Source organism: Mycoplasmatota bacterium (genome assembly GCA_018394295.1).
Lineage (GTDB): Bacteria > Bacillota_I > Bacilli_A > Haloplasmatales > Haloplasmataceae > JAENYC01.
On record CP074573.1, the window covers coordinates 970,166 to 985,750 of the forward strand.

Annotated in this window: 14 protein-coding genes; 12 read left to right on the forward strand and 2 right to left on the reverse strand. The window is 27.1% G+C overall.

Annotated features, from left to right (window positions below; genetic code table 11):
* Window positions 1-98 precede the first annotated feature (98 nt).
* The 5 genes from rimM (at window position 99) to ylqF (ending at window position 3,577) form a co-directional block, all read left to right on the forward strand.
* Window positions 99-617, forward strand: coding sequence for a ribosome maturation factor RimM (gene rimM / locus KHQ81_04340; GenBank protein QVK18946.1), 519 nt, complete (start codon window positions 99-101; stop codon window positions 615-617).
* Window positions 607-1,350, forward strand: a complete 744-nt coding sequence (gene trmD, locus KHQ81_04345; GenBank protein QVK18947.1) for a tRNA (guanosine(37)-N1)-methyltransferase TrmD — start codon at window positions 607-609, stop codon at window positions 1,348-1,350. Before rimM ends, trmD begins: the two co-directional genes overlap by 11 nt.
* A gap of 130 nt (window positions 1,351-1,480) precedes the next feature.
* Window positions 1,481-1,828, forward strand: a complete 348-nt coding sequence (rplS, locus tag KHQ81_04350; GenBank protein ID QVK18948.1) for a 50S ribosomal protein L19 — start codon at window positions 1,481-1,483, stop codon at window positions 1,826-1,828.
* Between the two features lie 186 nt (window positions 1,829-2,014).
* Window positions 2,015-2,713: a signal peptidase I gene (gene lepB / locus KHQ81_04355; protein QVK18949.1), complete on the forward strand. Its 699-nt coding sequence runs from the start codon at window positions 2,015-2,017 to the stop codon at window positions 2,711-2,713.
* Window positions 2,714-2,722: 9 nt separating this feature from the next.
* Window positions 2,723-3,577, forward strand: a complete 855-nt coding sequence (ylqF, locus tag KHQ81_04360; GenBank protein QVK18950.1) for a ribosome biogenesis GTPase YlqF — start codon at window positions 2,723-2,725, stop codon at window positions 3,575-3,577.
* Between the two features lie 45 nt (window positions 3,578-3,622).
* Here ylqF and KHQ81_04365 read toward each other — a convergent pair whose 3' ends face one another.
* Together KHQ81_04365 and KHQ81_04370 are read right to left on the reverse strand one after the other, a co-directional pair.
* Entirely contained in the window at window positions 3,623-4,117 is a 495-nt protein-coding gene (locus tag KHQ81_04365) for a DUF1700 domain-containing protein (protein ID QVK18951.1), read from the reverse strand.
* Window positions 4,110-4,433 (reverse strand): helix-turn-helix transcriptional regulator, encoded by a 324-nt coding sequence (locus KHQ81_04370; GenBank protein QVK18952.1) that lies wholly within the window; start codon window positions 4,431-4,433, stop codon window positions 4,110-4,112. Before KHQ81_04370 ends, KHQ81_04365 begins: the two co-directional genes overlap by 8 nt.
* A gap of 124 nt (window positions 4,434-4,557) precedes the next feature.
* On the opposite strand from KHQ81_04370, the gene KHQ81_04375 reads away from it, so the two are divergent.
* The 7 genes from KHQ81_04375 to KHQ81_04405 all read left to right on the forward strand — a co-directional run bounded on the left by KHQ81_04375 (window position 4,558) and on the right by KHQ81_04405 (window position 15,584).
* A complete protein-coding gene (locus KHQ81_04375) occupies window positions 4,558-5,289 on the forward strand; it encodes a ribonuclease HII (protein QVK18953.1) in 732 nt (243 codons plus the stop codon).
* A 34-nt stretch (window positions 5,290-5,323) separates the two neighbouring features.
* Window positions 5,324-6,160: a DNA-processing protein DprA gene (gene dprA / locus KHQ81_04380; protein ID QVK18954.1), complete on the forward strand. Its 837-nt coding sequence runs from the start codon at window positions 5,324-5,326 to the stop codon at window positions 6,158-6,160.
* Between the two features lie 76 nt (window positions 6,161-6,236).
* A complete protein-coding gene (gene topA, locus KHQ81_04385; GenBank protein QVK18955.1) occupies window positions 6,237-8,321 on the forward strand; it encodes a type I DNA topoisomerase in 2,085 nt (694 codons plus the stop codon).
* A gap of 85 nt (window positions 8,322-8,406) precedes the next feature.
* Window positions 8,407-8,556: a hypothetical protein gene (locus KHQ81_04390; GenBank protein ID QVK18956.1), complete on the forward strand. Its 150-nt coding sequence runs from the start codon at window positions 8,407-8,409 to the stop codon at window positions 8,554-8,556.
* Between the two features lie 4 nt (window positions 8,557-8,560).
* A complete protein-coding gene (locus KHQ81_04395; GenBank protein ID QVK18957.1) occupies window positions 8,561-8,911 on the forward strand; it encodes a hypothetical protein in 351 nt (116 codons plus the stop codon).
* 112 nt (window positions 8,912-9,023) lie between these two features.
* On the forward strand, window positions 9,024-11,327 hold the full coding sequence (locus KHQ81_04400) for a DEAD/DEAH box helicase (protein ID QVK18958.1): 2,304 nt from the start codon (window positions 9,024-9,026) through the stop codon (window positions 11,325-11,327).
* 90 nt (window positions 11,328-11,417) lie between these two features.
* A complete protein-coding gene (locus tag KHQ81_04405) occupies window positions 11,418-15,584 on the forward strand; it encodes a DUF445 family protein (protein ID QVK18959.1) in 4,167 nt (1,388 codons plus the stop codon).
* The last annotated feature ends 1 nt before the right edge of the window (window position 15,585 follow it).

The following is a 15,585-nucleotide window of genomic DNA, read 5'->3' on the forward strand; positions in this document are numbered from 1 at the left end:
TAAATTATATCATAACTACTGTAAAACATTAATATAACAGATTGAAAAAAAACATTTTTTGTTGTATATTAATGAAGAATAAATTAAAGGAGTTATCTATGAGTGAATATTATGTAATTGGTACAATCGTATCAACTCATGCATTAAAAGGTGAAGTGAAAATATATTCAACAACAGATTTTAGAGTTGAGCGTTATCAAGTAGGAAATACTTTATATATTAAAAAAGACAACCAGATGATAGAAGTAATAATTAAATCTTATCGTCCGCATAAAGATTATGAACTGGTTTCATTTGAAAATTATAATGATATAAACACAGTATTGCCTCTTGTAAAATGTAAAATATATGTTGGTGGTGATAATGTTCAATCATTAGATGAAGATGAATATTATTATCGTGAACTATTTAATTGTTCAGTTTATCATGAAGATCAATTAATTGGAAAAGTAGTAGATGTTGTTAATTATGGCGCAAGTGATATACTTATTATTCAAGATGAAAAAAATAAAGAGGTTATGATTCCTTTTGTTAATGATTTTATCCTTGAAGTTGACACAGAAAAAAGAAAAATACAAATTGAAGTTATAGAAGGTTTATTACATCATGAGGATTGATATATTAACCTTATTTCCAGAATTGATACAATCTGTGATTAAAGAATCAATTATTGGTCGGGCGATAGACACAAAAAAAATTGACATAAATGTCATTAATTTCCGTGATTACTCAAATAATAAACATAATAAGGTTGATGATTATCCCTTCGGTGGTGGCGCTGGGATGCTTTTAGGTATTCAACCGATTTATGATGCTTTACAAGCGATTGAAAAGAAAAATAAAACAAAAGTTTTATTAACCAGTCCACAAGGAACTACATTCAATCAACTAAAAGCAGAAGCATTAAGTGAGGAAGAACATCTTATTATCATTTGTGGTCATTATGAAGGAATTGATGATCGTGTAAGGGAATATTTAGTTGACGAAGAAATATCAGTTGGAGATTATGTTTTAACAGGTGGTGAACTTGCTGCTTTAATTATTGTAGATGCTGTAAGTCGTTTAATACCAAATGTATTAAATGAAGCTTCTCATCAAGATGATTCTTTTTCTACTCGATTATTGGAATATCCGCAGTTTACAAGACCAGCTAGTTTTAAAGGAATGAATGTGCCTGATGTATTACTTTCTGGTAATCATCGATTGATTAAAAACTATCGATTAAAAGAATCACTAAGAAATACATATTTAAAAAGACCGGATTTACTTAATAAATATTCATTAAATAAAGAAGAAAAAAGACTTTTAGAAGAAATTGTTGTTGAAGAAAGTGAAAAAAGCAAAAAGTAGTTGATTATTCACTAAAAATATGGTAATATATTTTGCGTGTTAATAACTAATTTATTAACCATAATGACCATGTTCCGCTGGGATTTCAAAGTTATCTTAAGAACATTGGATAGATAAGGAGTGTTAGACGATGAGCCAACAATTATTGAATGAAATTACAAAGGATTATATGAAAAATGATATTCCTAAGTTTCGCGCTGGAGATAACGTAAAAGTTTACTTACGAATTAAAGAGGGTGAACGTGAACGTATCCAGGTGTTCGTAGGATTAGTAATTTCTCGAAGTGGTGGAGGTATTAGTGAAATGTTCACTGTACGTAAAATCTCTTATGGAGTTGGTGTAGAACGTACGTTCCCACTTCATTCACCATTTATTGAAAGAATTGAAGTTACACGTCGTGGTAAAGTACGTAGAGCTAAATTATTCTACATCCGTCACTTATCAGCTAAGGCTGCTCGTATTAAAGAGCTTAGATAGTTTATTAAAAAGAACTTGGAATAAAACAAGTTCTTTTTTCCTTTAAATAATATTAATATTAATTTATATCCATTAATAACCAAATTGTGATATAATATGATGTAATATTATTATTTTATTTGTAAATGAGTCTTTTATAAAATATTATGCCATAATAATTATAGCATATAGAAAGAGTTGATAAATATGTTAGAAAATAATGAGAAAGAAATCGATACCTTTAAAATAGTTGATACGACTGAAAAAGCAGAAGTCGAGATAGATGATAATGAATCAAATAATGAAAATAAAAACCCCAAAAAAGATAATGTATTTAAGGAATTACTAAATTATGTTATCTTAATAGCGGTAGCGTTTGGTTTAGCGCAAGTTATTCATCGCTACATTTTTACACCTGTTACAGTCGTTGGTCCATCGATGATGACCAAGATTCATGATGATGACAGAATATTTTTATCACGCTTAGGGAAAATAGAACGTTTTGATGTGGTGGTATTTAATGTCCCAACTAGTAAAGATCCTTATATAAAACGCGTGATTGGTTTACCGGGTGATGATGTAAAGATGGTAGATTATAAATTGTACATCAATGGTAATTTAGTTGAGGAACCTTATTTAAATCCAGATCCAATTTATACAGGTATTGACCATGCATATAGTGAACATGTTAGTTTTACATTAGAAACTATTTGTCGTATTACAAATACTAATTGTAATGTTGATGGCCATATTGAAATCCCTAAGGGTTATTACTTAGTATTAGGGGATAATAGAAACAATAGTACTGATAGTCGGATGATTGGTTTGATTTCTGAAGATAGAGTCATTGGGAAAGCAAAATTTATATTCTATCCCTTTAATCGATTTGGAAAAACATTTGAGTAGGTGAAATAAATGGTTATACAATGGTTTCCTGGTCATATGTCAAAAGCTTTAAGACAAGTAGAAGAAAAGTTAAAATATGTTGATATTATATTAGAATTACGTGATTGCAGAATCCCTTTTTCTTCTAGAAACCCTAAGATTGAAACAATTATTAAAAATAAACCACGGTTAATTTTATTAAATAAAGCTAATATGGCTGATAGAAAAAAAACAAATGAGTGGATTGCATATTATAAAGAAAAACAATTGACTGCACTCGCTATCGATTCCATTTCCAGTTATCATATGGATCAAATTATTCCCTACGCTAAAGATGTGTTAAAAGATCAGTTAAGAAGAGAAAAAGAAAAAGGGTTAAAAGCTCGTCCTGTTAAAGCAATGATTATCGGTATACCAAATGTTGGTAAATCAACCCTTATTAATACATTAGCCAAAAGAAAAGTAGCTCAAACAGGTGATAGACCAGGTGTAACAAAGAACTTACAATGGATTAATGTCAAAAACGAAATGATGCTTTTAGATACACCAGGTGTTTTATGGCCAAAGTTTGAAGATCAAACCGTTGGATTACGATTAGCTGTAACCGGTGCGATAAAAGATAAAATTTTACCATTAGATGATGTTGCTATTTATGCCTTGGACTTTTTAAAAACAAATTACCCACAACAACTAAAAGAACGTTATAAACTTGATGAATTAAGTGATAATAATCTTGAGATAATGGAAAAAATAGGTCGTAATAGAGGTTGTCTATTACCAGGCAATCGTGTCAATTATGATAAAGTAATAGATCTTATTTTATATGAAATTAGAAATGAAATGTTAGGGAAATTAACCCTTGAGATTCCAAGTGAAATAGAATAAAAAAGATAGAGTTATCGTTTGAACTCTATCTTTTTGTTTGAATTATTATTCTATTATTTCATAATCAGTATCATCAGTATCATCAGATTCAGTTGTGGTCTCATTTGTTTTATTGGTATTTTTAATGATATTTTTGACTTCATTAATTTTTTCTTCACCGAATTTTCTAGTTTCTTTAAACACATTTTTGGCGAAATGTCCTGTAGTTTTGGCAAATTCTGAAACAGATTCTTCAATTTTACTATATACAGTAGTTGACACATCAGCTAATTTTTCAACAAAATCATTTATTTCATCGATAACTTTTTCTTTGCCAATAAAAAGATTAATATACCTATCAGAAATTTTATAGCTTTTTAATATCTTTTTCGCTAGATCATTAACATTCCCTAATTGTTCTAGTGCTAATCCTTCTGATATTTCTTCATTTTGTTTTTGTTTAATATAATCTAAATATTCAACAACAATATCTTCAACTTCTTTAGGATCTAAAAGAGATAATCTTTTTCGTAATTCAATAATATATTTCTCTTTATTCATTTAACTCAAGTCCTTTCATTAATTGATAAATTTTATCCGAAATATCTAGATAAATAGAAGTATCCTTCTTTAATTTTATTATACCATCTTTTGTGATATGATAAAACTTTCTTGTGCCTAAATTTTCAATTATTTCGTTATTTACTTGTAATAAACCTTCATTTGTCAATTTTTTTACTACTGGATAAGTAATTCCTTCTTCTAAAGATAATAAATTATATATGTTTTGTGCTATGTCATAACCATATATTTCACCTTGAGCGGTGAGTAATAAAATGGTCATTTCAAGAATACTTAATTTGAATTCTTTATTCATAAATATCACCATTAATATTATATGATGAATTATTTTTTTATATCATGTATAAATTGAAATTTTGTTTTACACACAAGATACGATGTGATATAATGTGAAATATGTTTGTAGAAATGGTGATAAGATGATTCAGGAAAATGACTTAACATTAAATAAATTAATAGAAGAAATATTACAGAATAGTGATGATTCAAAAAACGAAAAAGAATATCTTCAATATAGTAAATACATCGATATGAGCGCATTTGAAAATGACTTAATTAATCGAAAAGTGAAAGTAATTGCTGGTATTGATGAAGCGGGTCGTGGACCGCTTGCAGGACCTGTTGTAGCTAGTAGTGTTGTTCTACCAAATGGGTTTTATTTACCAGGCTTAAATGATTCAAAAAAATTATCAGCTAAAAAAAGAGATTACTACTACGATGAAATTATAAACAATGCTATTAGTTATGGTGTTGGAATTGTTGATGTAAGTGATATAGATAAATTTAATATTTACAATAGCACAAAAATAGCGATGATTAAATCAATATTAAACCTTTCAGTTAAACCAAAACATTTATTAATTGATGCGATGAAGTTAGAAATTGATATTCCTCAAACGAGTATTATTAAAGGAGATCAAAAAAGTATTTCGATTGCTGCTGCAAGTGTTATTGCGAAAGTTACCCGTGATCGGCTCATGCAAGATTTAGATAAAGAATATCCAGGTTATAATTTTAAAAAAAATAAAGGTTATGGAACGAAAGAACATTTAAATGCCTTAAAAAAATATGGTGTAACACCAATACACCGTAAATCATTTGAACCGATAAAATCGATGATAAAAAATGAAACAAATTTATTTAATTGTTAATAACTAATCGTATATAAATAATGAGGTGAACCATATGAGTGATGTGAAAGATATTCTACTCAAACTTCATTATTTAGATTTAGAAATTAATGAAATCTATCAAATTTTAAAAAAAATGTATTTATCGAAAAAAATTGAAGATTCTATTTTAAAGAAAGTACTTCAGAAAAGGTATCTTCAATATAAACAATTAAACAGTGAATGTATTAAAAATGATTTGTTTTATCATAATATTGAATATGTAACAATATTAGATAGAAGTTATCCCAAAAAATTAGAAAATATCTTTATGCCGCCCTTAATTTTATTTTATCAAGGAGATTTATCTTTATTAAATACGAATGTTTTAGCGGTTATTGGTTCTAGAAAATATTCATCCTATGGTGAAAAAGTTACAAAGACAATTGTACCACAACTAGTAAAACATCAAATTCATATTATTAGCGGGTTAGCATATGGTATTGATAGTATTGCTCACAATAGCTGTATTGAGGCAAATGGTAAAACAATTGCGATTTTAGGGTCGGGGATTAAACAAGTGTATCCTAAATCACATCAAGGTTTAGCTAAGGAAATAGGGAAAAATCATTTATTGATAAGTGAATATTCGCCTAATGCGATAGCGACTAAGACGCATTTTCCGTTTAGAAATCGAATTGTGAGTGGTTTATCAGATGGTGTACTTGTTATTGAAGCAAAAGAAAAAAGTGGAACTTTGATTACTTGTGATTATGCTTTAGACCAAGGGAAAGATATATTTGTTATTCCAAACCACATTTTTGATGAAAATAGTGTTGGTACAAACAACTTAATTAAGCAAGGTGCGAATCTTGTCACAAATATTTTTGATATTTTAGAAAATATTAAGTAATAATTACTTGCAAATTTTAATGTTTTCTATCATAATATATAGATGAATAAATATTACAGAATACTAGGTGAAGTAAATGAGGAAGAAATTAGTAATTGTTGAATCGCCAGCGAAGGCAAATACAATCGAAAAATACTTAGGTGAATCCTATACTGTTTTATCAAGTGTTGGTCATATACGTGATTTAGCGAAATCAGGACCTGGTGGATTGGGTGTCGATGTTGAGAATGAATTCAAACCTAAATATACCGTTATTAAGGGCAAAAAAAAGGTTATTACACAATTAAAGAAAGCAGTAAAAGATGTGGACGAAATCTTTTTAGCGACCGACCCCGACCGCGAAGGAGAAGCAATCAGTTGGCATTTATTTGATGTTTTAAATTTAGATGAAGAAAATGATAAAAAAGTTTATCGAGTGGTTTTTAATGAGATTACAAAAAATGCGATTATTAAAGCGATTGAAAACCCTCGTCAAATTAATTATGACTTAGTTAAGTCACAAGAGTCACGAAGAATATTAGACCGTATTATTGGTTTTAAATTATCTAAACTACTTCAATCTAAGATTAAATCAAAATCAGCAGGACGTGTTCAATCGGTTGCCCTAAAGTTAATTGTCGATAGAGAAAAAGAAATTCAAAGTTTTGTGTCAGAAGAATATCACACAATTGATGCTGTTTTTGAAAAAGATAACCAATCATTTGATGGAAATTTATATGCTAAAGATAATGAAAATATTAAAATAGCTTCAAATGAAGAGGCACAAGCAATTTTAGAAGCTTTAGATGAAGATTATATCGTAACAAGTGTTGTAAAGAAAAAGAAATCAAAGAATCCAAAACAACCTTTTATAACGTCTACACTTCAACAAGAAGCATCAAATAAATTAAATTTTAATGCGAAGAGAACAATGAGTTTAGCACAGAAACTATATGAAGGAATTGAAATCAATGGAAATCCAGTTGGTTTGATTACATATATGCGTTCTGATTCAGTACGCTATTCAAAAGAATTTATTAGTGACACTAAAAACTATATTACAAGTACTTATGGAAGTGATTACTCCGTTAGTGAACCGAAATTTAAGAAAAATAAAAATGCTCAAGATGCGCATGAAGCGATTCGGCCAACCGTTATTAATAGAACACCTGCATCTATTAAAAAGTATTTAACTCCTGATTTATTTAAAATATACAAATTAATCTATTTAAGATCCTTAGCCTCATTGATGAAACCAGCCATGTTAAATCAAACAACAGTGATTATTAGTAATCATGGTTATCAATTTAAGTCAACTGGTCAAGAACTAGTATTTGATGGTTACTTAAAAGTATATAAAGAATATGAAGATACAAAAAATAATATATTACCAAGTTTAGAAAAAGATGAGTTAGTTAATTTAATTGAAATTAATGATAATCAACACTTTACTCAACCTCCAAGTCGTTTTACAGAAGCGAAATTAATTAAAGAGATGGAGGAACTTGGAATAGGAAGACCATCAACCTATGCCCAAACAATGGAAACATTAAAAGCTCGCAATTATGTCACTGCTCAAGATAAGAGATTTACTCCGACGGAACAAGGTGTCATTACAAGTGACAAACTTCAAGAATATTTCAATAAAATTATTAATGTAACTTACACAAAAGACATGGAAGAAAATCTTGATGATATTGCACAAGGTGAAAAAATCTGGCATGAGGAATTAAAACAATTTTATGATTTCTTTATACCAATGTTAGAATATGCCAATGAAAAAATGGAGAAACTACCACCAAAATATATTGATGAATTTTGCCCACAATGTGGGAAACAACTGCTTATCCGTAATGGAAGATATGGTCAATTTATTGGATGTAGTGGTTATCCTGAGTGTAAATATATTAAAAAAGAGAATGAAGAAGAAAATAATCTTATCTCCTTAGATATTGAATGTCCAAAATGTCATAAGGGTAATTTTGTGGAAAGAATAACCAAAAAAGGTAGATATAAAGGCAAAAAGTTTTACGCTTGTAGCAATTATCCAAAATGTAAAAATATCGTGGTTAATATGCCAATAGATGAAACTTGTCCAAAATGTGGTAATATTCTAACAAATAATGGTGAAGCTATTATTTGTGAAAATAAAGAATGTGATTATAAAAGAGATTTAGATTAACAAGCGCTTTTGCGCTTTTTTTTTATATAGATATTATAAGGAATAATTAATTTAATATCGATAAAAATAATATTAGGTGATGAAATTGATAGAACACTATTTATTAATAGGAACCTTGATTGGTTGTTTGTTATTTTACTTCATCGATAGAATTAAAAAAAATGATCAACAAGTAAAGAAATTATTATTTAAAAGATGTCAATTAATCAAATTCAAAAATAAAAATGAAAGGTGATTTTATGGGATATTATATTTTAGGAATTATTATTTTTTTGTTATTAATCGTATTTATTAGTGATTTATTAAGACAAGCACGAGATTCTGATACTCGAGAGAACTTTGATTCGGATGAATACTATGACCGTTTATCAAGTCAATATCCAGGTACTTATTCCTACCGAGAAGAGTTTTCAGAAGATTATATTGATAGAGAAATAGAAGTTGAAGAAGGTAAAACAAATGATATGGGTGTTGAACCTATCTATCAAAATGTAGAACAACAAGCTTTTGAACAACGAATAAATGAAGCTAATAATGAATTAAATGATGTATTGCCTGAAAACCAAGATCATGACAGACAAAGACGATAATGAATGGGTGGTTATAGTAACTTCTATAACCATTTTTCTTTTTTTAAGGTATTTATGAAAATTTTTATTTTTAATAAGCATTAGTTATGATAAGATAAGAATGGTGATTAAATTGAAAAAAGAAATAAATGCATCTGTTCATGATATTGTTGATTATGTTTATGCTCAAGGTGATATTATTTCTGTCATGGCACAAAAAAATAATATGCGTGATGGAACTTTAATTCATCTTGATGTTCAAAAACAATATCAATGTGATAAAGAAGTTTATGTAAAAATTGAAAGTGAGTTTGATGATTACCACTTTCATATACAAGGTCGTATCGATTTATTAGAAAAACAAGGGGATACTTATCATCTGATAGAAATTAAAAGCACACATACATTTGATAATTTAGAGGAAGATACGTATTTGGCGCATTTTGCTCAAGCTAAATTTTATGGATATATGCTTTTTCATCATTTTAATTTAGATAAAGACTTAGAACTTGCTATTTCAGTGATGTATGTCAATAAATATACCTATGAAAAAAAGTTTTTTACAAAAAATTATACTTTTGTTATGCTTGAAACTTTTTTTAATCATACCCTTAATGAATTTTTAAAATTTCAAAAAATACTAAATCATTATCATGAGATGAAACTAGATAGTATAAAAACATTAACATTTCCTTTTGATAATTATCGGCATGGGCAGCGTGAATTAATTGATAAAGTCAGTGAAGTCATCACTGAAAAGAAAAACTTATTTGTCTGTGCACCAACAGGAATTGGAAAAAGTCTAGGTACTATCTATCCTGCTATTCAATCAATCCATAAAAAAGATAATAAAATCTTTTATTTAACTTCAAAATCAATGATTAAAGATGTCGCAAGAAATGCGATTAATTTAATGCGAAAAAATAGTAACTTAAAATTAAAATCGCTTGTCATAACAGCTAAAGAGAAGATTTGTTTGAATGATTGTGTGAGATGTAATCCACAAGATTGTATTTATGCAAAAGATTTTTATAGTCGTATTAATGAGGCAGTTTTTGATATATTTCAAAATGAAGATGATTTTAATCTAGAAAGTATTGTTTCCTATGCCAAAAATCATAAAGTATGTCCTTTTGAATATCAACTGACACTTGCTTTATTTTCTGATTTAATCATTTGTGATTATAATTATGTTTTTGATGTTAGAGTTTACTTACGTCGATTTTTTGATTTTGATACAAGCAATTTTTTATTTTTAATTGATGAAGCACATAATATGTATGATCGAGTTTGTGGCATGTTTACTGCTAGTGTTAATTTTAAGATTATTCATGAGATATTAGATCTTGTAGGTGAAGAAAAAGAAATCATTAAGTCATCACAAGCCATTATCACTAAACTTAAACAATATCAAAATCATCTAAAAGCTTCCCATAAGAAAACCATGAAATTTCTTGATTTAGATGAGGTTTTATTAAATGATCTTTCTTCATTATTAAGTAAATTAGAAAAATACTTTGATAAAGCACGTGATAATGAAATTGAGATTGATGAAGATTTATTAAATTGTTATTTTGATTTGAATAACTTTTTAAAAATTTCTGAATTTTATAATGATGATTTTATGGTTTGGATTCGTAGTTCTTATGAAACATGTGATTATCAAATCACCTGTTTGAATCCACGAGATTTAATTAAATTACGAACTGATTCTGTTTTGGCAACCATCTTTTTTTCTGCTACATTACACCCAATTGATTATTACTTATCCTTATTAGGTGGCGACCAATTCAGTGAACAACTGATATTAGAAACGCCATTTAAACAAGAAAACTTACAACTTTATATTAATAATCATATATCAACCAAATATAATCAACGAGATGATACAAAATATCAAATTGCTTATCAAATACAATCGTTGATAGAAAATGGTGGAAAATATATGATTTATTTTTCGAGTTACCAATATTTAGAACTTGTATATGATATCTTTATCAAAATCAATGAATTTGATGCGGTTATATTAAAACAAAACCGGCATATGACTGAATATGAAAAAACAATATTTCTAGAACAATTTGATGAGAGTCAAAAAAATATCGTTGGTTTTGCAGTATTAGGTGGTATTTTTGCTGAAGGTATTGATTTAAAAGGAGAAAAATTAAATGGTGTTGGTGTCATAGGAGTTGGTTTACCAATGTTTGATGATTTTCGTAATGAGTTAAAAAATTACTTTAATGAAGTTTATCAAAAAGGTTATCAATATGCTTATATGTATCCAGGATTTAATAAAATATTACAAGCAGTTGGACGTGTGATACGTGATGAAAATGATAAGGGGATTGCCCTTTTAATCGATAGTCGATACTTAAATTATGAATATGTAAAATTGTTTCCTAAACATTGGTCTCATTATCAAAAATTAGATTGGTAAATAACGGTATTACAAGATTAGTTTGTTGAAAAAACACTAATTTTGTGATAAAATTTATTAAGTCATAAAAATTTTGGGGGGTGTCATCCCATGTTCGATTTACCAGTTCCAATCTTTATAATTATTATGGTATTAACAGGCGCATGGACAGGTTATATAACAAATGATGTAGCGATTAAAATGTTGTTTCGTGAGTATGGATTTGGAAGGTTTAAATTAGGTGGAGTAATCGTTAAAACACGTAAGGACCTAGAGAAGAACCTTTCTTTATTAGTTGAAAAAGAAATAATTAATCATAATACATTAAAAAGTCAATTTCATAAGAAAGAGCTAAAAGATGCTGTATCAAAGACAGTTGTCTCCTTTTTTAATGAGGCTATTTTTAAGAATATAAAAAATGTTAAATTGAATGACTTACCTGGTTTTGATAAATCAATTGATAATGTAATTGATTTTTTAAGAAAATATTTAGAAAATCATTTAACAAAAACCTTTATTGAAATGAGTAAAAGTATTGAACTGAATGATATTGTATCTAGTGAGCAAGCTTATAATTTATCAGTCTCTATTACAGACCAAATTTTAACCGTTGTTAAAGATCAACGTGTATTAGAAACAGTTATTAAAGATTTATATAAAAATTATCATGAAGTTTCATTAGATGAATTAATTGGTGAAGAAATCACTAATATCATTATTAATAATTTAAATGAATTACTAAATAATATCTTTGATGAAATGCGATATAAAAATGACCGAGATATACAAACGCTGATTAGTAAATTATATCGTGATTTAGATTTTGATACTTTTGTAGAAAAAATAGAAAAATATATCGGTGATAAGAAAATAAGTTATTTTATCTCAGAAAAGAGTTTAGAAAAACTATATGATTTATTTACTGAATACTTAAAAAATCCAAATTCAAAAGAATCTATTGAGGTATTTTGTGAAGGATTACTTATTGCTTTAAAGAAAATTGATAAACCAATCATTGAATTATTTACTGGTGATTTAAGAATTGAAGTTGAGAAATTTCTTGAAAATCAATTACCAGGTATAATTGACCGACTAATAGAAATTGTTCAAAGAAACAGTCATGAAATTGAAGAATTAATCGAATCTTCAATTGATCAAACGATATATGATCAACAAACGATAAAGCGATTGATATTATCAGCTATTAGAATGTTTTTAATTGAGAACTTTACGCAAAAATATGATATTATCAATAAAATTGTTGAATTGTTAAAAGGAATTGATATTAAAGATTTATCAAATACAGTATCAGAACAAGTAGTTGATTTACTTCACCAAAAAAGTATCGCTAGTATTATTAATGAATTAGAAAAAAATAATATTTTGACCGCGAATTTAATCGCTACTCAAGTTCATCGTATTTTAACCTTTTTATGTGAACGTTATTTATCAAAAGATATAGAACATGCTGATTTCTTAAATAAAACGATTAATGAGTTATTTAAATTAAACTTTAAGCCATTCGCTAATCATTTAACAGTTACCATTATTACAAAACAAATTATTTATAATGAAGATGTATTAGCGTTTGTTAAAACACAAATTAGTCAATCTTTAAAAGGAATTACAAAAATGCCAATTGATACTTTTATATTAGAATCTAAAGTATCAGATTATGCGCATTCATTTCAAGATGGAATTAGTAAACAATTAACTAAAAATCATGATGAAATTTTAGATATTGTTTACAAACATTTAAATAATTATTTTGTTAATCATGATTTGTCATCAGTCATTAAACAAAATAAAGAAGTTGTATTAAAAAGTGATGTTGTTATAGATGTTATCATGAAATCATTAAGAAATTTAATTGATGACAATAAAAACTATAAGGTTCATGATTTATTTAATCAAGTGAATTCAATTGATAACTTAAGTGAAAATGTTGTAAATGCAATTATGGATTACTTAGATAATGGATTAAGTAATGTTTTAGAAGGAAATATAGCAAAAGTCGTTGAAGATAATATTAAGAGCTTAAGTAATGAAGAAGTCCTTGAGATGATGCAAGAATTTATGGGTAGAGAATTAAAACCATTAACCATTGTGGGTGCCTTCTTAGGTGGATTTGTAGGATTATTTTTAGGCTATTATTTTGTTGAATTTAGAGGTTTTAGTAAAATTTTAGAATTTAGGGATGCAGTTGTTCTTTTATCAAGCATAGGATTATATGCTTTACTAGGGTATTTAACAAATGTCATCGCAATCTTCTTTATCTTTAGACCTTACAAGCCATTATTGGGGATTAAACGTCTACAAGGGATTATCCCAAAACAAATTCCTGTATTAGCACGAGCGATGGGAAATGTGGTCTCAAATAATTTATTATCTGAAGACAGTATTAACAATATGGTAATTCATAATGAAACTAAACTAAAAAGTGAATTTGTGAAAAATATTGAAAAAGATGATTATAAGGTATTAAAAACCTATTTAAATGAAAAAAGTTCGAAAATCGTTAAACAATCAACCATTTATATAATTAAGTATCTTAGAGATAATAATTCTATGTTAGCGACTAAATTTACTGATGAAGTATTAAAATTTAATTATAATAATATTGAAATAAGTATTTTTACTCAAGTATTCGCAAATATCTTTACTGAAAAGATTAACGAATCAAGTGATTCAATTAGTCATTATTTAGCTAATAAATTTAAATCTGGTAAGACAATTAAAGAATTATCAGAAGATTTAAATATTAATACGGTTGAAAATAAAATTAATAATTTAATTGAAAACGAAGTACTAAAATTTGTTGAAAAGTTTAGTAATAGTAATTTCTTAAGTAACATAACAGAAGGGTATAGCGATAAAATTAATAGCGTTATCAATAAAAAACTAGATGATGTATTACCAGAGACCACAAAACTGAGTGTTGAAAACTTTTTATATAATTTAGTTTCATCATATCTGTATTCTAGAGAAAAACAAAGATCATTATCAAATTATGTTATTACAGAAATAACAACTATATTAAATAATAATGATAGTATTGATGAATTATTTGGTGGACGTTTTATTGAATTAGTCAATTTTAATATGTCAACGATTTTAGAAAGAATTGATGAATCTGTTAAAATCTGGTTAATTAGTAATAGAGATGATATTAATGATTCAGTTACAAAACGTGTGATTGATGAATTAACTGTTGTCCAACAAGTTGGTTATAAAGCTATAAACGGGGATAAGCTAATTCGTGAAACAGTTTATCGAATTATTGAAAGTAGAATACCTGAATTTATTTCTCAGAAAATTGATACATTAAATAATGAATTTACTAATTTCTTTGATAATTTGGGAAAAATAAGATTAAAGGATGCTAAACTAGAATTAAGAAAAGAAGAGTTACAGTATTTCTTATCTGAAGTTTTCGAAAGTAAAGAAATTGAAATTAAAACAAGACGTTTTATTCATGTTGTCATGACTTATTTCTACGATTTTGAATCTGAGAAACTATATGATATTTTAGATATTCATAGTACACATGATATTATCACTAAATTTAATGATATCTTTGTTTTAGTTAATAATGGGACATATGAAACGCTAAATAATAGAAAAGATAAGATTGTTTTTGATGTATCATTATTGATAAATAAATTTATCACAAAAGAAATTTTATCAAATAAAGTAAGAAATCTAACACTTGGTATATCAGAAGATGAGATTAATCGTTTTGTTAATAAATTAATTGTCACATTAAATCAAAATGATTTCTTAAAACAAAATATTGTACAATTAATTGACCTTATGTTTAAGCATTTAGTGAATATTCCATTAGATCAATTATTAGATGGTTTGTTCTTAAAACAAGATATTAAAAAGTTAATTAAGAAATTAACGATTGACCGTCATTTTGAAGATGTGATAAATGATGAGTTATACAATTTATTTACCTTAACTGTTTCTGACTTTACTAGATTAGTTGATAATGATTTGAAGTTACAAATCCTAAATGATGTGATAAATTCTACTTATGATGTTGTTGAAGAGAATCTATTAGAATTATTACAAGCAGTTGATTTAAAAGAAGTAACTGTTCGTGAAATAAGTTCCATGGAACCAAAACAAATAAAAGTGCTGTTTGATAGTTTTGGTAGTAAATATTTCCGTAAACTAGAGATGTATGGAATATTTGGTGGAATCTTTGCGATAGAAGCGATTTCTGTTATTACCTTTTTATCGTATTTAACAAAATTTATTAAAAGAAAATAAC

What these genes read in the sequence shown, in the direction of transcription:
- ylqF (QVK18950.1), top strand. Translation starts at nt 2,723, where the DNA reads ATGGTTATACAATGGTTTCCTGGTCATATGTCAAAAGCTTTAAGACAA.
- rimM (QVK18946.1), top strand. Translation starts at nt 99, where the DNA reads ATGAGTGAATATTATGTAATTGGTACAATCGTATCAACTCATGCATTA.
- KHQ81_04370 (QVK18952.1), bottom strand. Translation starts at nt 4,433, where the DNA reads ATGAATAAAGAATTCAAATTAAGTATTCTTGAAATGACCATTTTATTA.
- KHQ81_04395 (QVK18957.1), top strand. Translation starts at nt 8,561, where the DNA reads ATGGGATATTATATTTTAGGAATTATTATTTTTTTGTTATTAATCGTA.
- lepB (QVK18949.1), top strand. Translation starts at nt 2,015, where the DNA reads ATGTTAGAAAATAATGAGAAAGAAATCGATACCTTTAAAATAGTTGAT.
- KHQ81_04365 (QVK18951.1), bottom strand. Translation starts at nt 4,117, where the DNA reads ATGAATAAAGAGAAATATATTATTGAATTACGAAAAAGATTATCTCTT.
- dprA (QVK18954.1), top strand. Translation starts at nt 5,324, where the DNA reads ATGAGTGATGTGAAAGATATTCTACTCAAACTTCATTATTTAGATTTA.
- KHQ81_04405 (QVK18959.1), top strand. Translation starts at nt 11,418, where the DNA reads ATGTTCGATTTACCAGTTCCAATCTTTATAATTATTATGGTATTAACA.
- KHQ81_04375 (QVK18953.1), top strand. Translation starts at nt 4,558, where the DNA reads ATGATTCAGGAAAATGACTTAACATTAAATAAATTAATAGAAGAAATA.
- topA (QVK18955.1), top strand. Translation starts at nt 6,237, where the DNA reads ATGAGGAAGAAATTAGTAATTGTTGAATCGCCAGCGAAGGCAAATACA.
- trmD (QVK18947.1), top strand. Translation starts at nt 607, where the DNA reads ATGAGGATTGATATATTAACCTTATTTCCAGAATTGATACAATCTGTG.
- rplS (QVK18948.1), top strand. Translation starts at nt 1,481, where the DNA reads ATGAGCCAACAATTATTGAATGAAATTACAAAGGATTATATGAAAAAT.